The sequence below is a fragment of the Paenibacillus campi genome, assembly GCF_034659835.1.
In the GTDB taxonomy this organism is placed as follows: domain Bacteria; phylum Bacillota; class Bacilli; order Paenibacillales; family Paenibacillaceae; genus Saccharibacillus; species Saccharibacillus campi.
Genome location: NZ_JAXSQZ010000002.1, coordinates 227,801 through 246,159, shown reverse-complemented (window position 1 = coordinate 246,159; position 18,359 = coordinate 227,801). Strand labels below are relative to the sequence as shown.

The following is an 18,359-nucleotide window of genomic DNA, read 5'->3' as shown; positions in this document are numbered from 1 at the left end:
CATATTTCGAACCGCCTGGAAACGGATTCTAGATACTTTTTAGATATATTATGAAACTAAAAAAATAAAAATAATATTTACGTAGGATATATTTTTATTTTTTCTCCGGGGTGCATATACTTTGTGTAGGTTGCGGTTGCATATAGGCTCTAGAAGCATTTTGAGTCGCCTAGTAGCGAGGTACAAATATGCAACCAGCATTGGTTGCATTTGGTTGCATACATAGTGATGGAAAGCCTAACATGGAGTGCAATAAACTTGCCAACAAATGCATAGTGCCAATAGAATCTCTGAATTGATAAAACGATCCAATGGTTGCATTTTCGGTTGCATATAGGGAGCATTGTACAACAAGTTTAATATAAAGCAAAAATGCCACCTGACTCTACGATGTTTTATAAATGTATTCGAATTTACATTACAAATGTGGAAAAAGCTTCTCCCCAAATGGCTTAGCCAACTCCTTACGAATAGCTCTCAATGTAGATTGGATATTCTTATCATTTGATCGTTGCTCTGCCAATTCGATCTCATATATTTGCTCGATGACATTACCTTGAAACTCATAGGCTTTTTTCAAATAATCTAAAAAGTCATTACGCGTTGTGTAATTGGCAGGTCTCCCTGCTTTTTTTTCATGCCATGTTCTCTTTACACTCTGTTCTTTCTCAGTTGCTATACCAACAGTAGATCTAATCACACCATCGCTAAATAGCTTCTCAGTTTGTGTTCTACCAAGATTTATGTTGAGTTTCTCAAAGATCATTTTAATATCTTTTATTGTAACACCATCGTCTTGGTGTTTTTGCTTGTTGGCTAAATAATTCTCCGTATATGCATGTAGCACAATAGCTTTAAGTTCTATATCTTTCACTACGTAGTTAGGTCTTGCCCAAGTCAAACCTAACTCAGACATTAAAACCTTAACATCGTTTTCTTCCCCTAATTTACGATCACCTTTAAGAAATTGTTTTAACACATTTGTATCACAAAATTTATAAATCGCTACATCTGCCTTTTTATCACAATCCAGCATCTTTTTATATAGGCTAAGATCCACTATTTCGTCAAAATAAGGTTCATTTTTAAAAGCATTAAATATTCTAGCAAAACTTGTTGATTCTTTTCCAACACTAGTTTCTGAGTATCTATCGTAGATAATATCTACTCTCACTTTATGTATTTCGCACCACTCATTTAGATTAAACAGCTGTAATTCAGAAGCTATATTCACATAACAAATTCCTCTCTGTAATAGCAAGTAAACTAAACATAAAAATAACTCCAAATCGGTTTAAATCCCCCCCCCTCTTAGAAGGCCGAAGGGAAAAAGACTAACCTATTAACAAGAAATACATCATATTTGCAAAATTCATTTAGAAAGTTCAGGTGCAGTTGAATCTTAGCACAAAAGGAGGAATGCACGCTTAAACTATAAACTGAATAATAGTAGAAATCAATCGTCGCCGCAACCAAAATTATAAAACCCAGGAGGAACCAACAATGACTAACTATCCAAACATCGACTTTCAGAAAGTGAAAGCAGCTTATGCGAGAGTTCTAAGAAACATTGAGCAGGCACCCATCCATCTCTCTAACCGAGGCCAATACAAAGAAGTTTCCACCATAGAAGGAAAATATTCCTGCAAACTGACTATCAACACCTTTGGGTTCAGTGTAGTTATCTACCTTAGAATACACCGCGAGTATTGCGAAGAAATTCTAAAAATCAGTTCGTTATGTGGCCCAGTCACAGCAGAGTCATTTTTGCCTGCTTCTGAACAGAAAAATTTCAATGCTATCATCAATGATCCCACACTATGTAAAATGCTAGAGAACAACATCCAGCAATTTCATACATGCCTCATCCAAAACCGTGTATGGGAAAATCCTCAGATATACAACAATCTATAAATCGTGAAGCTATAAATTCTAACGTTTCAACTCGTGCGGACAATAAGTTTAAATATCTTATAACAATGTATTGTAACTATCATGAGAGTGGATTATTATGATCTGCTCTCCTAACTACAAAATAATTTTTTGGGGAGGAATACTCAAATGAACAATCAAATACAAGATCAACACCTAACGAGGTAAACAAAAAATTGAGCCAACATGTACAATTCAGTGTAGTAAATACAAAAATCAGTTTTGCAGATTTTTGCCGAGCACTGTATGCACCCATTTATAATGAACAAGGCGAATCGGAGTATTATATCGAGTTATACCACCATTCGGCATCCGAGCATACCTTTCGGTGGTTTGGCTTCAAAAATGGAGAATCTAGTTACGAACCTATGCGAAAGAGACTTCTAACAGGTGCGAGATCAAAATACTGTATGTACTATTCGGTTTGTCCGAGAGACCGCCAAATACAGGATAAAGAAGATGGCAGAAAGATACGTACTACAAGGGCGGATATTACCATAGCAACAGCTTGCTGGCTCGATTTCGATTACAAGCATTTTTCATCAGATATTTGCGAAGCTGATGATATGATCATAGACAAAATTTGTTCTATGGATCCATTTCCAAGCATTATTGTGAAGACACCTGGCGGATATCACTGTTACTTTCTACTGGATAATAAATACCCGGTAGAGGATATATGCTATACCAACCGGCGTATGGAAAAACGTTGGGAAGCAGATCACTGTAGTGACGCTACACGTTTAATGCGGATTCCTATGGGCAAACACTTCAAAGAAGTAGGCGACGGGAAACCGGTAACCATTATTCATTTTGATGATACCTTGAGATATACACTGGATGACTTTGATCACTACCCTGCTGTGAGTGAGTGTAGAACAGGATAAGAACAAAATGGCGCAGATAGCCGCACTACCGCCAAATGAAACGCCTCTAGATTTTGAAATACTAAGAGAAACATTCAAAGATCCTAAACTTGTAGCTAAAATCGAAGCTGCTACATTGGCAGATTATCATGCTTTACTGAGTGGCAGTACGTCAATGAAAAGCCGAAGCGAACGTGATTTTCATATCATTCTGCAACTTCTAAAATCAGATGTATCCGTCACGGATATAAGAAATATTTTTGTTACTTTCCCATGTGGTGATCGGTATAGAGAGAACGGTAGCGGCGATAGATATCTAATAACCCAAATCAACGCTGCTATTGAGCGGTTGAACCAAGAATTCAGTATTGAAATTGTGACAAAAAACTTTGACGATGTGGAATATATCTAGTATAACTTCCTTCCTTTTCTACTAACTTGAACCATTAAAAATATATGTGGCGGAATGGTGGAAACTTTACTATTTCGCCTAAAAGGAGTAATCAAATGAAAACAATAGCAGACCAAATTCTCCAAGCTTCTTTAGCAAATGATATGTTAGCTGTTACTCTATTCGTCCATCAATATGGGAGTTCAATTGCACAACATATTGATTACGAAACCTTTTCTCAGATTGTACAGCATGGCCATGACAGCATTGTGCAAATGCTGATTGGGCATGGAGTGAATGTTAATATGAGGCATCCCAGAACCGGAGCTACAGTTCTTCACAAAATGTGTATACAAGGAAATACTCAGAAAGTCGAACTTTTACTGCACTTAGGGGCCGATACAACTCTGTTAAACTGTGTACGAACCCCATTACTTGATGCAGCATATCATGGGCACTTAGATTGTATAAAGTTACTAGTTGAACATGGTGCGAATCTCAATTATTATGCCGATGATGAGGAAAATGCTATAAATTATGTATTGTTCAGTAAAGTTGAAAATTCGGGCGTGCTCGAATATCTTCTTGCTAATAGCGTAGAGTGTAATGAGGATGCAATAAGCATGTTATCTTCCCAAGAGAAGGTTATACCTGAGCACAGACAAATTTTGAAAAGATGGGGTTATAGTTCTTATTCATATGGTGCGTTATAATATTTAAAAAATTAGTTATTATAGCGTTTAATTTTCATTCCTTATTAAAATGAGTTATCTATCCTTTGAGATTTTGAAAGGAATGTCATTAAATAAAAAATTATCTAAAGACTAACCCAAAAAATCAAATACAAAGTAATAAATACAGAGTTAGATCGCTATTTTCAATCTAACTCTATATAAATCTCAAAATAAATATTGTTGAGTATAGTTTATATATCATAAGATTCATGTATTATATTGCTTAATTTATCAAGTTCATCTAAACCATTTATTTTAATAATATGTTCTCTTAGAATTTCAATCAAATCTATTATCTTTTTGCAATGTTTTTCTATATTGAAATGATCAAACCCCATTTCAGAAGAAAGGTCTGATTCTAGATCGTGTTTATGCATTGCTATACTTAACCCAAGGTTATTCATTAAATTAGAATGGTTAAATAATTCATCGAATTTTAGCCTGGTACTTTCATGTAGCCATATTTCTTGTTTTCTATAAAACTTTTATATGTATAGAGTTCAGAATATACTTTTGCATAAGCAGATTGTCTGACTCCGAAATTTGCCATAAGTATTCTTTCTTTGCTAAGTCTTTTCTCATTCTTTTGGTTAGCTTCCTGAGTATTCTCAAAATTCCGCTTAGTTAAACGAACTGAATATACACTAACACATGCGGCAAATAGTGAAATAATAACTGGCACCCATGTAAGCATAATCTATCCTCCAAGATAGTTTTTTTAAGTTCAAAATTAAATACAAAAAGACCCGGAGGCCTTTTATAGAACATTATATCTGTTATCTATATCTCTTGGAGCAAAGTAACCTTTTATGCAATTGAGGTTTCTTATACAGAGTTGTATATGATTCTTCTCCTTAAAACCGGCATTGGGGTACAGGGGTTCTCCCTCTGTAAATAATCCTCTGACGGAGTCATACTTTCTAATATCATTATCCTCAGTGTATTGGTGTACCATCTGAATAACCGAGCAATCTAGATGTCGAAGTAACAAATCAGATCCCCCCCCTATTTACAGGCATTTCAGAGTTCGTAGCTTCCGTAAATATGCTAAGAGTTTCATATCCTTGCTTTACGACCTGTAAAGAGTCTGAGTACATGAGATTTAGACAATACCCAAGATCAATAACTGCACCGATTACTGCTACATCCCTAATTTTGTTTCTCTTCTTTTGTTCTTCTGCAAATTCGTAAGCACGTTGTAAATTGCCTTCCCAGAAGTAAACTCCGTGCCCAAGCCAGTCATAATCGTTTTCACTAGGATTTAGTATTCCGCCTCTTGATATAACTTCGTCATATACGCTTCTATCGCAACCATGGAATGCAAGTACGAGATTTGGAAGTGTACTATACATATGACTTAACGGTACTCTTTAGTGAGTTTACCATTTTTGTCGTGTGTGCCTGCGCGGACCAGAAAATCAAGCGCCTTTTTCTTGTCGCCTTCTCGCATCATATCTTCTCTAAACTTTTTCATACCTTCAACTTGTTTCTTTATATCTTCTGAAGTCATTTGAGACATGCTGTTCGCCTCCTGAGAATGTTTTACTACATTTTATCACACTGGATTTAGCATAAACAATGCATACTTTAATTCATATAAAAAATAGACCACCTAAATATGGTGGCCTACTTTTTTCTTTACATATAGGCGGTAACCCGATATGCTTAGGGGTACAGGAGTTACAGCTCCTGTACAAATTATGCTTTAAAAGGAGACTGATTGCTATGAGACAACCGAAAAATCCAACAAGTATCCAGCAGACCATTTATGATCTACACTTCGTGAGAGGTTTTGGATACAAGCACATTGCAAACCTTCTGCACTGTAGCCGTACGAACGTTGTGAGCCATGTCAAAAGAGTGGTAAGAAAAATGATCTAAATTTTTAGAACTAGGGAGCTGTACCAGCAGCTCTCTTTTTTATTGCGGCATATCCATGAAGCTCGCCGCCAGCGGGCTTCTACTACACTTAAGGTTACACATATAACCTCTGGGTGTCAATCCCCACGATGTATTTTTATTAAATCATCCAGGCATCATCTTCGTCAATTATATGGATACTCAGAGTCACTACTTCCATTACAGTGTAGACGCGCAACCCAAAACGAATGCCCAGACGATTATACGAATATAATTTCTCATAGGTTCTCCGATGTGAACGATCAGCTGTTCTCAGGATGTGCATTAGCATATGTTATCCCGCCATGCATTGTCGGAGGAATATACGATCATGTATGCGTAGTACACCCTGAGAACATGAGTCCATGTAGCAATGGCATGCACTGAATCCCATATGCTACTTGACAATATGTTTCAGATCTTGTTCTGCTAGAAGTTGGCAAAAATATTTATACGCTAGAGTGATATCCTGCACCTGGGTATATATAGGGATCTACAAACAGATCCTGCACTTTAGTTATAATAAAAAAAACCGTCTGCATTTCTGTATGCTAATCAGGATGATGGTGCTAGCATGTTATTATATTTAACCAGATATTTCAACGCATCTATATGCGCGAGTTAAAATGGAGGTTTCAAAGTCATCTTGACTGGTTTATGCACATGCGCGTTCGAATGCAAAGCAGAGATGGAGCGCCGAAGGCTGTCTATATAGCTAAATACCCCAGATGACTATGGGCACTAGTCCTCCCTGTATCTATATAAAATACACAGCTGTATGCCACATTCCGAGCGCTATATTCGTATTGGTCTTCACGTGATGGATTGGGCAAGAATACATACAAGAAAGAGGAGAACATGTAGTTCTCCCCTATATGGGACTAACTGACTCGTGCGGAAGCCGTAGCATTCATGCTTAAATCCGCGAACACATGGATGTTCGAATGTAGCGCGGTCCTGCGCTAAATACCTGTGTAGCATCTAACAAAAAAATTAAACCACAACTGTATATGCTCCAGTCAATATAATCTAGTATATATTGACACCCCATATGCGGAAAACCCATGCTACAATGCATATCTCCGTGGGGTCTCTTTAATTTCTATGCTCCTGTTCTCAGGGAATTCGAGGTGTCTAAATACATGGGTGCGCCTTGGAATACTTTGTGCGTACACTACATATAAATGACTCCCCGAGAACAAGGTATACATAGAAATTTAGACGCTATATAGACATACAAAAAGAAGCAGACAAAATACGCCTGCTTCCTTCTTCTTTGCTGGGAGTTCATACCCATGTATATTTGCTGGAGCAGCTAGCTCCATCTTATTTTTTAGATACAGGACTGGTTAGATGCCATCAGACGTAGATGGATGCTCCCTTGGCATCTAAGCTTACCGAATGAAGAAATCTTTTGAGGAGTGTTGCACTCCCATATGAAATTTAAGCAGAATACCTGCAAAACCATAAGATACATAAGGAATATCTCACAGGTGTCATAACAATTTGAAACACTAACCTTGCCCTTACGTACATTAAAACATGTATATGTAATCTAGGTCAATTATATGTATTCACGTGTGCTGGGTAAAAGTAACACCATGCGTAATAGTAAAATACATGTATTTATGGTATATATAAGTAGTGGGAGAGCAGGAACCACAGACTGAAAGGTGGATGATAGCTTGACTACATCCAGAAAATCGCGGGTTAAGGCCCGCAAGATGGCTAAGAAAACTTTGCGAGATAAATATGATACACATCTATTCATCCTGCAAGTATTGGCAGCCGGTTGCACCATCGGAATCACCCTAATACACGCTTTGTCCTAGAGTCCATGATGTAATACATGTTCTTTCAGTGTAATCTGTGTATTTTTGCCTGCTCTCTCCGTAAAAATAGCAAAACACGTGTATTTAATTTCTGTCAATTACATATAGAAAAGGGAGAGCATTTCGCTCTCCCCTTTTCTTAGTTATTTCAATAAGTAACTTCACTTAATACAATTATATGGTTATTTGTGGTAAAATTGTATGAAGGACGGTCGGATCTTTTACACCTGGAGGGGTGCACCCTTGGCATCTAAGCATACCAAACGGAAAAAGATTACAAAGCCAGAAGCAAGAACTAAGCTCACATCAGTGGGCGATTGCCTCCGCGCCACGTACTATCTGATAAGAGTAGTGAAAGAGTTCCTGCAAGATAATATTTAATGTAAAATATGTCTTATCAGTGTCCTAACAGTGTGAGGTACCGACCGTCCCCATAAAAATATCAAAACACGTGTATCTAACTTCTGTCAATTACATACAGAAAAGAGGATCCTGGCACATAAGAATCCTCTTTTACATTAGTCTATAGAATTTTTTTCTAGCTTAGCGCAAATTCCATCTGTATGCAGCTACCTCAGCCATGTATTCGGGTCCCATATGTTGTGCCCACGCTACATCGCTAATTATTATCTCATGCATTTCAGGTGAATATACAATGCGTTCGGATTCGCTAACATCAATATGATGTTCTTTTACGAGAGCGTCCCTGATAGCATTTTTGAAGCTAGGGTACCCGTTCTCTCTTTCAAATATTAACCGATTTTCAATGTTATGGTTTAGGGACGTATTCTTCGTTTTGATCATATGCTATCACCACCTTGTCTAGTTTTAATACGCCATGTTTAATTATGTCACTATTACAAATAACCAATTGATCATACATGTATTTTGCTATATTGTGCAAAAAATAGCTAGATTTTATCTCTCCACTATTTTTATAATGCATATTTATTTCATCTATGAGGGCAAATAAATCTGTACCGTCTGCAACGCCACCAAATACATAATCATATTGAGAACCCATGTCAAATAAAGAAGACCTATTCATGTATATAAAATCGGACCATTTTTCGTTCATTCGTGTGAATATTTGCCCCTTGAAGTCATTTCGTAATCTAGTTCTATCTAAATTATACACAAAAACAATAGGGTCTGCACCAAGATTATCTGCTTTTCGTTTAGCAATTTCGCTAGCTTGTCTGAAATCAGTGGTGAGATAAAATCCCTTCCCGAAATCAAGGTTTCTCCTGCCAGCATTTATATCTACACCTTTCAAAAGAGAAAAATAATTGTGCGAGAGTGTCCCATGATACACGGGAGATGTTATTCTATCAAATTGTCTAGATCGTATAGAAGCTTTGAGCATTTCATACCCCAGTGTATAACGTATTCAGCCACACCATAACTAAAAAATGTACTGTTTATATATTTTACCATGTAGTATTACAACCTACAATAAGCTATGATTGAAAAATGTGCGCCCAGATGTGAAAAATAGAAGGATTACACATGTTTTAATCTAGTGTGCATACTAACAACAGAATACATGCCACATCTCTTGTTTATCCTTATAATAGCAACTCGATATCTATCATGAGAATTTTCATTCCTGATTTTTCCCATTAAACCTAGAGCCTGATACATTTCTTTAAATTCTAACTTTTTTATGTGTATACCCATTAAAACATTCGGATTTTACCTTTGTCAATTTCTCACATATGAAAGGGGAGAACAAATTGCTCTCCCCTTAACGTAAAAAATCTCCCGTATGGGAGGTGCTTTCTATTTAAATAAGTGACTTAACTTTTTACTTGAAATCGACGTAAATAGTATCCATATTCGTACTGTGCGGATGGATGGTCAGCGTTTTGCTTCCCGCTGTAACTGTCCTGTCCTTACCATCCTGTACAGCTGCCTTAAGCACTGATTCCAGGTTGCTTGGAACATCAATACCTACAGCTTTTAGCGTGGATACCATCACCTTGATGGAGGTAGCATCTGTAGCCGTGAACGACATAACTTGATTGTTCTGCCCTGCAGATGTGGCAGTTTCATAACTCACAGCGACTTTGCCTGAAGGATTATACACGTTTACAACGTCGTCGCTGTTTGTACGAGTGTAGTAGCCCGGGTAGTTTTTGATAGCCGCGTCGATTGCCGCTTTAGCTCCCTTAAGGTTGCTAGGTGTTTCCTGCACTGTAGGGATGATGTCAGTTGACGTTGGCATATCAGGACGGGCCTTAAGCTCTGCAAGTCCGGCGTCTTTGGCCTTCTTGATGAAGGCTACAGCTTCCGCACGCGTGAGGTAATCACTAGATGAGTAACCGTCCACCGTATTACCTTTTTTACCATTAGCCTGGCCTGTACCAAGCAGGTAACGAACAGCGTCTTTGGTAATGAAGTTGATGCCCTGAGCGGAGACGATAAGGTCTGCGACTTCGCCACGAGTCATCGGTGTATTTCTTGCCTGTACATTTGAAATGCCTTTGACAGGCCAGTTGAGGCTAGTGGCTACATTGTAGACTGGGTCTGCCCAGTTGTTTTTCACTTGGCTCTTGTCAATTTTTTGGTAGGTTGAAACGAACATCATGAGAAACTCGGCTTCACTGACTTGCTTGTTTGGCTTGAACGTGCCATCCGGGTACCCTTTAACGATACCATTAGTCACAGCCCATTTAATTGTAGAGTACGCCCAGTGACTGGATTTTACATCCTTGAAACCAGAAACGGCAGCAGCCTGTACAGTTGATGTAAATAAACAGACTCCTACTAGCAAAACACAAAAAACATACGTTATCTTATTCCTCGTTAGTTCCAATATTTACACTCCTCCATTTTTATTTTGTCACCAATCCATTAAAAATTCTAAGTTTTCATGCAATCAAGTAATTACTTCTTATTTAAGATAAGCTATCTCTGATAAAATAGAACTATCTAACAATCAGGAGGACGCTTATGTTAAACTCTGTAGCGGACACATCTTTCTTTGCTGGTGTAGCAAACGAAACTAACCGTGAAGAAATTGAGTCTGGATTTTTATTAAGAAAATACCCACGTGGACAAGTGCTTTATGAGCACGGCGATCAGGGTGACAGCATGTATATCGTCAAATCAGGGTCACTCAAAATTTACCGTACAGATGATCGTTCTGAAATCATACTCGGTCACCAATTTGCCGGCGAAGCTGTCGGAGAGTTGGAATTATTTCATCATGATTCCGCACATACAGCATCTGTAGCTACACTTGAAGCCAGTGAATTATGGGTAATCAAACGACAAGATATGGATGAACTTATACAAAAATATCCCGAGCTGATGCGTAAGGTAATCTACATACTTAGCGAGCGTTTAACACAGGCTGACCGCAAAATCGAATACCTAACGTTTCTAGATGTGCGAATACGTGTAGCCAACTTACTCCTTGATCTCTGTTCTAATTTTGGTGTTGAAGAACAAAGCTCTTTAAAAATTAACTGGAAGTTTACCCATCAACATCTGTCTGATATGATCGGAGTCACGCGAGAAACCGTTACAAAAACGCTTAATGAGTTTCAACAAAATGGGTGGCTCTCTTTTGTGAATCGTCAATTAACAATTCACAGCATCCAAGCTGTACGTGAATACGCCGATGGACCCCTTACTGCTTTAGAGGCTACCGAAAGAAAATGGCACTCCCTACACAAGTACATGTAATACGGTAGAATGGCAATACATATACACTTGTTTAAGAAAACAGGTTCCCCCCAGAGGATTACTTCCTCTGGTTTTTTGGTTTTCACTTAATTATTTATTGTGTGTGCGAATTCGGTTGCTTCTATTAGTAAGTATCACCTCCATACTGTTTTTGACATGATCATACACTTTAATGAAAAACTTTTCTGTGTGTTCGGTTACCAAAAAATTGTGTTCTTACTCACAATATCAATTAGTACTTGAGAAGAATCTATTAATTCTTTTAGTAATTCCTATTAAGGCATGTATTGTTATCTTGTCCGAAAAATTAGCTGTGTGTTTTGATTGCATTACTTTGAGAGGAAAGTAGGGGTTATTATCAAACACGATGCAAAAAACATTCTACCGCCAGCTAAAATCGATGTGCCTGTCGAGCATATTCAGATTGTTCTGGATGGGATGGTAAAAAGTCTTTTAAATGAAAGTTCTAAAGGTGCAACAGTCACTAGGATGATTGCAGAATTATATAATTGTTGCCTAGAACTGATAATAAGTGAACACAATATCGAAGTCGTTGTTTATCAAATTGAAACCAGAGAATTAGCTGCATATGCCAAATATGATTTGTACAGCAAAAAGATCATGTACACACTCCAAAACGAAACTGTGAACAAATGTATGGCAGATTTGATCATGCTACATGAACTGGACAAGCTATAGACACTCTATGACGGTAAATCTATTCACGCATATGCGTGCGAGTTGAAATCAAAAGGAGATGACCTATGCCACGCCCTAAACCTCATGCTGATTGGTTAACCCAGTGTTTAAACCCCGACTGCAAAAGTGACAATCTACAGCTCAATCCTGGAAAGAAATAGACAGATGCTGTAATGAAGTGTAATGCCTGTGGACTGAAATTTGAAATCTTAATGCTTTGATTAGTGACTTAATTCTTTATTTATCTTGATATTTTGCAATATGGAAAAGTGAGGGCGATATTTTGAACGCCCTCGCTTTTTAGAATGCTAGCAACCACCTTTGATTTAATGATTAAAAACACCCAGACTTTTCAGATAGTCTGGTATCTCCATTACATCCGTATATCCCATTTCCTGAAAAGAATCGACAAACTGAACATCTCCCCAGAACTGAATATCTTGCCTACCAGCCAGCTTCATCGTCCCTCTACATTTCAAAACCATTTCAGGAAAGGTATCCCCTGTATATTCCAGTGTAAGTAAATCTCCTCCATGCTCTAACCTCATCACTATATCTACTCCATCACCACGGTATACTCCAATATTGTTTACAGTAAAGCATTCTTCTTTTCTATATTTGGCTTCGATTAGCGCAGTTATAATATCGTCTACCGTAATTTTAATATTGTTCATAGTGTCTCCTCCAATTTGATTGTTTGTCATGAGGCTGCTGTAAATGTATAACTAATTTCATTTAATGTATGGAAGAACTGCGAGCGAAATGAAAATGATAGAATGTGCAGATCTATCAGATCATTTATATTTAAAGCTTTTAATTTCCCCATCATGCATTAGAGGCTAGAGACTTGGGGCTACAGATCTTTTTTATGTTCTTTGAAGAACTCCATCACTTCATCTAAATCATATCTTACACTTCGACCCAGAACATATCGGGGGAACCTATCAAGCTTTTGCAACTTGAAAAGATTCCTTCGAGTTATGCCTAAAGCCATAGCTAATTGTTTTGATGTGATCAGTCTTCTCATCTCATCCCCTCCAAACAACGCAAATACGTTAAATTGATAGGAACATTAAAACATGTCTTAAATTTTTCTGTCAATATAAGTATCAATATTTAAAATTACTGTCTTGCTATTTATTGAAAACTTTAATTCATCTAAGAATCTATAATTATCCCGCCAAATAAACATTATAATTAGTTAACATGTAATATCTATAGTTACAAAATATCCAAAAAGAGCATTCATTGTTGAACACTCTTTTTAACATTCAATATTTTTCATTTTCCCTACCATGAACTATTATCAACTTATTGTGTTCCTTAACATTATCTCACAAATCTACTGCCTCTTTGATTTGTTTTGCAAACACTCTACCACTTTTCTTAAAATTACTATACTCTAGTAATTTAATATCGTCTCTAATAGTTACTTCGGGATTACGTAAGATAAGTTCAATATCAGAATCAATTAGTTCAATGTTATCTTGTACATACTTTGTTAAAGAAATAATGTCTTGCAAATCATATTGTTTTAATCTAAATTTTTCTTTGAATTTGTTCAGTATTTCGTCGTCTTGAGAAGTAATATTACCACTAAAATAACCACCAAATTCCATGAATTCGCTATAGTTACTTATTTCAACATCGTGCTCCATAATATTTATAGGTATGTTTAGAAGCAATTTAATCTGTTCATGAGTTAAGTCGTTCTCATACTTCCTAATGGATACTAAAATATTAGATACTGTTACCAAATCGAACTGACCATTCTGAAAATCTTCATACAACTCATTAAAATTTCTAAGCATGGATAAATTCTGCATTTGACTACCTCATTTCTAATTATATTTTACATGCTATTTCTGTATTTACAGCATAGCGAATAAAGTTTGTTAGGAATACACCAAATTAATTCCATATACTTCCTGCATACTTATTATAGCTTTTTCTACTTGTTAAACATTATTACCGTAAAGCCTTAACAGCCTTTCAAAGGATTGTTGATCTTGCGAAACTTTCAAATATTCAATTTGCTTTTTTTCATTCAATATATGAAGCTCTATAGTTTTATCAGCCGCTGGAGGAATTTTTGACGATATGATTGCTTCAATAAATAAAGTGAGCGGGGTTCCTACTGCGTGTTTAAAGTTAAAACCTATTATTTGTAGTATATTAAAAGTTTCTTTTGATAATATTGGTTTGAACATTTCAATTCCTTGTCTTATCTTCTCTGCATCTTCATTACTACTCTGCTGGATAATACTTTCTAATATCGGTATGATGCTGCTTGTAATATAATTTATATCTTCTTCTGAAATTTTTTGTGCTATCAAATTTTCTTCATATGTTTGAGTAACCTGAATAAGTTGATTTTTATCAGAAATCAATTCATTAATAATTTCTTCAAGACTACTAATAATTTCTGTTTGATTGCCTTTTTGCTTCACAGTACGGATCTTGTCAAATATTGCATCTACACTTTTCTTTGCAATTTGGCTGACTATCTCTGAAGCTATCTTTACCGACTCTGTATTAATATCCATAATAAATTTCCCTCCTCTATATTTTGCTTTAGTTTGTCCAAATATTTACCAGTCTTCTGTATCTATCATGTAATATATGCTAAGTATCAGGAAACCTGTAATTCTAGTATATGTGTCACAGTATAAATACTATTCCCCCCTTAAATCTTCATTTTTATTCACTACGATTATTCTTATTTTCTTCTTTAAGCACATAAATGGCTTCATGTTCTAATCCACTAAATTTCCCTATAATGTAGCTGGCTTCCCCCATATGATTTTTTGTTTTTTCTATAGATATGCCTTTAATTTTATGTTGTATTTCTCCATCTTTCACTATCCTATTACCAATCATTACAATTTTATTCTTATCAATCTCCATACTCATTAAAGCAACTATTGACTGACTACTATAAAAATATCCCTGTATGCTTTCCGATTGTCTAACACGACCTGAAATTCTATCTTCTCCAACTTTAATTAGTTTCATAAAATTTCTTTTAAAGAATATAAAGCTTCTTGTTAATGGTACTACGGTTTTATCAATTAAAAAATAGCAATCTTCTAAGACTATAGGAGAAGTTGAGTTAAATAATCTTTCAATCATTTTTATTACTCCTTTTTTTCAACCGCCATAATAAGCAAAGCATGTTTTAATTCTTCAATTTCATTAACAAGATCATGAACATCTCTGCGCATTAAGTAAAGTTGGCCTTTTCTCTCTTCAAAATTAATTTTAATATTTCTTGAGAACGGCTTTGAGTTTTTATTCTCAGAAGGTGCTTTATAGTAAGTGATTTTTGCAGTTACTTGCATTGGACTTTGACTTCCAAAAAAATCTACTGCAGAATCGTAAAAAAAGCTAATTTCTTCCCCTTTATCTAAAAGAGGCATATTCCTGAACATATTCAGTTCGTTTAATGTTGATCCTTTATAATCAAGATCAGGGAAAAATTCTACTGATATATCGTATGCGGCTCCACCACCAGTGTTTTTTATCACAATAAATAAAAAATTAGGGTCCTTGTATTCGGGTACTACTTTCACACTTACAGCTGGTTCTTCCATAAGTTCTCTTTGCCGTTTTGATTCTACAGCCATTTTTCGAGTTTCAATCAGATAAAGAAAAGTTACTAATAGTAGCAATATGCCTCCAATGGAAGCAACTGAAGTTGAAATTGATACTAACGCAGTGAAGAAGTTTTGGTTGAGATTCATGGTTTGAACGTAATTTGTAAGTATTACAAATATAAAAACCAATACTAGCGCTAAAATAGATAGTAATAAAATATCTTTTATTATTTTCATTTTACCTCCTAACACATTTTAGTTATAAAAATTTCCCATAGTGATATATTCACAAAATTCGGTTTATCATATATTTCAGCTGTTAATACATCATATTTTGTTATGTAGCTTTCTACTATCTATATCAGCTAACCATTTGATTGTTACAATGAATAACCTTCTACATCTTTATTTTATCATTATTTGGACAATACTGGAATATAAGTATTGAGCTTTAACTCTTTTTACTTTTGTTAAATAATTGCTTTCATACTGTTCTAAACTAAAGTTCTATAAATAATAATTTTTGAATAAATCCCCAGTAACTGTGCTAATCGACTCGCGTGCTCACAGCCGCTATCTCGGACTGGAAGAAACGATGGACAAAGTAGCCGGACATATCCCAGGCGCAGTGAATTTCTTCTGGCAGGATGTGTTGACCGAGGCGGGGAGTTTGAAGTCGGCGGAGCAGTTGGAAGAGCATTTTGCTGAACTGGATAAAGATGCGGAGATTATTGTGTATTGTGGGTCTGGTGTGTCGGCATGTCCGAATGTGGTGGCGCTGACGCAGATTGGATTTCAGAATGTGAAATTATATCCGGGAAGCTGGAGTGATTGGATTAGTTACGAGGATAATCCAATTGGGAAGAGTAAGGAAGCTTAATTATCGTTCAAAGTAGCAAAACCCGCTTTTAAAGCGGGCTTTGCTGCTTTGGGGCATTCTAAACTGTGTTCTTATAAGAAGATATTAACAACGCGATTCAATAACTTATGCAGTTTTAATCTATGAATAGCTACCAAAAAATTGTTCAGTTATGTTTGTATCTAGACACAAAAAATTTCTGAGATCATATTTACAGCTTCTAGAAATTATAACTTTCCAACATATATACAGACTTCAAACGTATATCTGAAACATAAATACTATCTTGTAGGATTTCAATTCCTTTTCAGATATTCTAGTCATCCACTTTTATTCTTGGTCATTTTTAGGTACCACGCTTCCATTTTTATCAAACATCCACTTTTCTATTTCTTCTTCAAAAATCAAATGCTTACTATTACTTTTTAGAACTTTAAATAGCAGAGCAGCCACTTTGCCCCCATCATCAATTATAGAATGACTTTCATTAAAATAAGAATAAAACTCATATTTAAATCCTTTGATAGCTACAAAATGATCTAAAATCTTAATATACCTTTTTGATTCAAACTCGTGTTCTCCTTTAGTTAACTGATTCGGCACTCTTGGTGCTGCATTCAAAATTGGACTTAGAACATCTTGATAATTAGAAGTTATATTAAAATCATTATCATAAAAGAATTCATCTTGCGTATTTAATGACTTTATTTTTTCCAAGTTTTCTTCTAACAATTGGTCTGTTTTTTGTTTTTCTACTTCACTACATGCAATCCACGTAATCGTGGGAGTCTTCATCATGATTAATTTCATATTTAATTTAATAGTTCTAATTAAGCCATCCCAATCTGAATCCTCTGCTTCACGCAAGATCGCCAACTTAATTCCTTCATCTTTTGCAAAATCGATGGCTCCTTTTGTATAACCTACAGTAGTTACAACAAACGCTTCATCTGGTTTAATTTGCATAATAGCTCCGAAAAAATCTCTTATAATTCCAATACCTATAACTTTATTATATTCTTTACACTCTATTAAAATTCTTTTTGAAATTCCGCTTTTCTCAACTGTAACATCGATTTGATGTTGTGCTGTTTTACCATCCCCTCTTAACCTAAGATCATGAATTACAGAATCACTTTCATCGATAAGTTTATATACAACTGCGGCTAATCTTTCATATTTGCTACCATTTTTTAATTTTTCCTTTGCAATTAGCTTGTCGTATATTTGTGCAAAATTAGACATTACAATCAGCACTCCTTATAACTAATCAAATTTGTATTGACTCTATATAATGTACTACTCAAAAAATTCTATACTTCTCTTTTGGTATACTCTAAACCATGTTCAACTATATAATCGATCAACTCATTCAAACGATCACTATCTTTTTGAGAATTATCATTGATTTTTACACATCCTACAAGATAGGCAAACGATAGATTATATTTCTGAACTTTTTAGTTAATATTATTTTTCTCTTTCAAAATAGATATAGATTGCCGCCACGTATGTTGATATCGTAATCTGTGCACCTTTTCCTTTTTGATTCATGTGTACTCCTAAATTTTTAGTTATCTCTTTTTTATTTCACCTTTGTGGATCAATTCTATGATTTCAAAAATTCGATCTTATAAACCGTAAGTATTTACTTCTTTTATAACTTCTGCCGAGAAATTCGAAAACCAATTTTGCTTTTCTACCTACATCAAAAATAAATTAGAAACATCATCCGAACCTCCAAATTGTTTAGCAATAATATGACAACGCTGTAAAGGAACATGATTCCAAAGTTTAATCAATTCTTGCCGATTCGCATTAGGCTTTTGTATATCATATCTATCTCCCCAAAACTTTC

General features: G+C 35.6%; 18 protein-coding genes and 1 pseudogene. 7 read left to right on the top strand and 12 right to left on the bottom strand.

Features of this window, described 5'->3' with window-relative positions:
- Positions 1–418: 418 nt before the first annotated feature.
- Positions 419–1,234 carry a hypothetical protein gene (locus U1I11_RS06425; RefSeq protein WP_322904821.1) on the bottom strand — a complete coding sequence of 272 codons (816 nt, stop codon included), beginning with the start codon at positions 1,232–1,234 and terminating at the stop codon, positions 419–421.
- Between the two features lie 269 nt (positions 1,235–1,503).
- Here U1I11_RS06425 and U1I11_RS06420 point away from each other — a divergent pair, with 269 nt between their 5' ends.
- From U1I11_RS06420 to U1I11_RS06405, 4 genes are all read left to right on the top strand, one after another.
- Positions 1,504–1,914 carry a hypothetical protein gene (locus U1I11_RS06420; protein WP_322904820.1) on the top strand — a complete coding sequence of 137 codons (411 nt, stop codon included), beginning with the start codon at positions 1,504–1,506 and terminating at the stop codon, positions 1,912–1,914.
- A 194-nt stretch (positions 1,915–2,108) separates the two neighbouring features.
- Positions 2,109–2,819: a hypothetical protein gene (locus U1I11_RS06415; protein ID WP_322904818.1), complete on the top strand. Its 711-nt coding sequence runs from the start codon at positions 2,109–2,111 to the stop codon at positions 2,817–2,819.
- Positions 2,820–2,826: 7 nt separating this feature from the next.
- Entirely contained in the window at positions 2,827–3,210 is a 384-nt protein-coding gene (locus U1I11_RS06410) for a hypothetical protein (RefSeq protein ID WP_322904816.1), read from the top strand.
- 95 nt (positions 3,211–3,305) lie between these two features.
- Positions 3,306–3,902, top strand: coding sequence for an ankyrin repeat domain-containing protein (locus U1I11_RS06405; protein WP_322904814.1), 597 nt, complete (start codon positions 3,306–3,308; stop codon positions 3,900–3,902).
- Between the two features lie 457 nt (positions 3,903–4,359).
- Here U1I11_RS06405 and U1I11_RS06400 read toward each other — a convergent pair whose 3' ends face one another.
- From U1I11_RS06400 to U1I11_RS06380, 5 genes are all read right to left on the bottom strand, one after another.
- The gene (locus U1I11_RS06400; RefSeq protein ID WP_322904812.1) at positions 4,360–4,617 is read right to left on the bottom strand and encodes a hypothetical protein; all 258 of its coding nucleotides are present in this window, start codon (positions 4,615–4,617) and stop codon (positions 4,360–4,362) included.
- A 298-nt stretch (positions 4,618–4,915) separates the two neighbouring features.
- Entirely contained in the window at positions 4,916–5,275 is a 360-nt protein-coding gene (locus U1I11_RS06395; protein WP_322904810.1) for a hypothetical protein, read from the bottom strand.
- A 5-nt stretch (positions 5,276–5,280) separates the two neighbouring features.
- Positions 5,281–5,442, bottom strand: coding sequence for a hypothetical protein (locus U1I11_RS06390; RefSeq protein WP_322904808.1), 162 nt, complete (start codon positions 5,440–5,442; stop codon positions 5,281–5,283).
- Between the two features lie 2,981 nt (positions 5,443–8,423).
- Positions 8,424–9,020: a DUF3990 domain-containing protein gene (locus tag U1I11_RS06385; protein WP_322904806.1), complete on the bottom strand. Its 597-nt coding sequence runs from the start codon at positions 9,018–9,020 to the stop codon at positions 8,424–8,426.
- Between the two features lie 441 nt (positions 9,021–9,461).
- Positions 9,462–10,472, bottom strand: coding sequence for an S-layer homology domain-containing protein (locus U1I11_RS06380; protein WP_322904804.1), 1,011 nt, complete (start codon positions 10,470–10,472; stop codon positions 9,462–9,464).
- Positions 10,473–10,609: 137 nt separating this feature from the next.
- Between U1I11_RS06380 and U1I11_RS06375 the strand changes: the two genes are divergently transcribed.
- Both U1I11_RS06375 and U1I11_RS06370 read left to right on the top strand, forming a co-directional pair.
- Positions 10,610–11,347, top strand: a complete 738-nt coding sequence (locus U1I11_RS06375) for a Crp/Fnr family transcriptional regulator (RefSeq protein ID WP_322904802.1) — start codon at positions 10,610–10,612, stop codon at positions 11,345–11,347.
- 324 nt (positions 11,348–11,671) lie between these two features.
- Entirely contained in the window at positions 11,672–12,046 is a 375-nt protein-coding gene (locus U1I11_RS06370) for a hypothetical protein (RefSeq protein ID WP_322904800.1), read from the top strand.
- A gap of 326 nt (positions 12,047–12,372) precedes the next feature.
- On the opposite strand, the gene U1I11_RS06365 is transcribed toward U1I11_RS06370, so the two are convergent.
- From U1I11_RS06365 to U1I11_RS06345, 5 genes are all read right to left on the bottom strand, one after another.
- Positions 12,373–12,720: a hypothetical protein gene (locus tag U1I11_RS06365; protein ID WP_322904798.1), complete on the bottom strand. Its 348-nt coding sequence runs from the start codon at positions 12,718–12,720 to the stop codon at positions 12,373–12,375.
- A 660-nt stretch (positions 12,721–13,380) separates the two neighbouring features.
- Positions 13,381–13,872 carry a hypothetical protein gene (locus U1I11_RS06360; RefSeq protein WP_322904796.1) on the bottom strand — a complete coding sequence of 164 codons (492 nt, stop codon included), beginning with the start codon at positions 13,870–13,872 and terminating at the stop codon, positions 13,381–13,383.
- 132 nt (positions 13,873–14,004) lie between these two features.
- Complete coding sequence (locus tag U1I11_RS06355; RefSeq protein ID WP_322904795.1) at positions 14,005–14,592, bottom strand: hypothetical protein; 588 nt, start codon at positions 14,590–14,592, stop codon at positions 14,005–14,007.
- Positions 14,593–14,746: 154 nt separating this feature from the next.
- Positions 14,747–15,178, bottom strand: a complete 432-nt coding sequence (locus U1I11_RS06350; protein WP_322904793.1) for a hypothetical protein — start codon at positions 15,176–15,178, stop codon at positions 14,747–14,749.
- A gap of 5 nt (positions 15,179–15,183) precedes the next feature.
- On the bottom strand, positions 15,184–15,879 hold the full coding sequence (locus U1I11_RS06345; RefSeq protein WP_322904791.1) for a hypothetical protein: 696 nt from the start codon (positions 15,877–15,879) through the stop codon (positions 15,184–15,186).
- A 307-nt stretch (positions 15,880–16,186) separates the two neighbouring features.
- Here U1I11_RS06345 and U1I11_RS06340 point away from each other — a divergent pair.
- Positions 16,187–16,522: pseudogene (locus U1I11_RS06340) on the top strand (sulfurtransferase); the annotation flags it as partial.
- A gap of 309 nt (positions 16,523–16,831) precedes the next feature.
- Here U1I11_RS06340 and U1I11_RS06335 read toward each other — a convergent pair.
- Positions 16,832–17,746, bottom strand: coding sequence for a restriction endonuclease (locus U1I11_RS06335; RefSeq protein WP_322904789.1), 915 nt, complete (start codon positions 17,744–17,746; stop codon positions 16,832–16,834).
- Between the last annotated feature and the right edge of the window lie 613 nt (positions 17,747–18,359).

Excerpts from the sequence above, each read along its gene's own strand:
- U1I11_RS06345 (WP_322904791.1), bottom strand. The coding sequence starts at position 15,879 with ATGAAAATAATAAAAGATATTTTATTACTATCTATTTTAGCGCTAGTA.
- U1I11_RS06385 (WP_322904806.1), bottom strand. The coding sequence starts at position 9,020 with ATGCTCAAAGCTTCTATACGATCTAGACAATTTGATAGAATAACATCT.
- U1I11_RS06420 (WP_322904820.1), top strand. The coding sequence starts at position 1,504 with ATGACTAACTATCCAAACATCGACTTTCAGAAAGTGAAAGCAGCTTAT.
- U1I11_RS06395 (WP_322904810.1), bottom strand. The coding sequence starts at position 5,275 with ATGTATAGTACACTTCCAAATCTCGTACTTGCATTCCATGGTTGCGAT.
- U1I11_RS06400 (WP_322904812.1), bottom strand. The coding sequence starts at position 4,617 with ATGCTTACATGGGTGCCAGTTATTATTTCACTATTTGCCGCATGTGTT.
- U1I11_RS06390 (WP_322904808.1), bottom strand. The coding sequence starts at position 5,442 with ATGTCTCAAATGACTTCAGAAGATATAAAGAAACAAGTTGAAGGTATG.
- U1I11_RS06410 (WP_322904816.1), top strand. The coding sequence starts at position 2,827 with ATGGCGCAGATAGCCGCACTACCGCCAAATGAAACGCCTCTAGATTTT.
- U1I11_RS06335 (WP_322904789.1), bottom strand. The coding sequence starts at position 17,746 with ATGTCTAATTTTGCACAAATATACGACAAGCTAATTGCAAAGGAAAAA.
- U1I11_RS06355 (WP_322904795.1), bottom strand. The coding sequence starts at position 14,592 with ATGGATATTAATACAGAGTCGGTAAAGATAGCTTCAGAGATAGTCAGC.
- U1I11_RS06360 (WP_322904796.1), bottom strand. The coding sequence starts at position 13,872 with ATGCAGAATTTATCCATGCTTAGAAATTTTAATGAGTTGTATGAAGAT.
- U1I11_RS06405 (WP_322904814.1), top strand. The coding sequence starts at position 3,306 with ATGAAAACAATAGCAGACCAAATTCTCCAAGCTTCTTTAGCAAATGAT.
- U1I11_RS06350 (WP_322904793.1), bottom strand. The coding sequence starts at position 15,178 with ATGATTGAAAGATTATTTAACTCAACTTCTCCTATAGTCTTAGAAGAT.
- U1I11_RS06365 (WP_322904798.1), bottom strand. The coding sequence starts at position 12,720 with ATGAACAATATTAAAATTACGGTAGACGATATTATAACTGCGCTAATC.
- U1I11_RS06375 (WP_322904802.1), top strand. The coding sequence starts at position 10,610 with ATGTTAAACTCTGTAGCGGACACATCTTTCTTTGCTGGTGTAGCAAAC.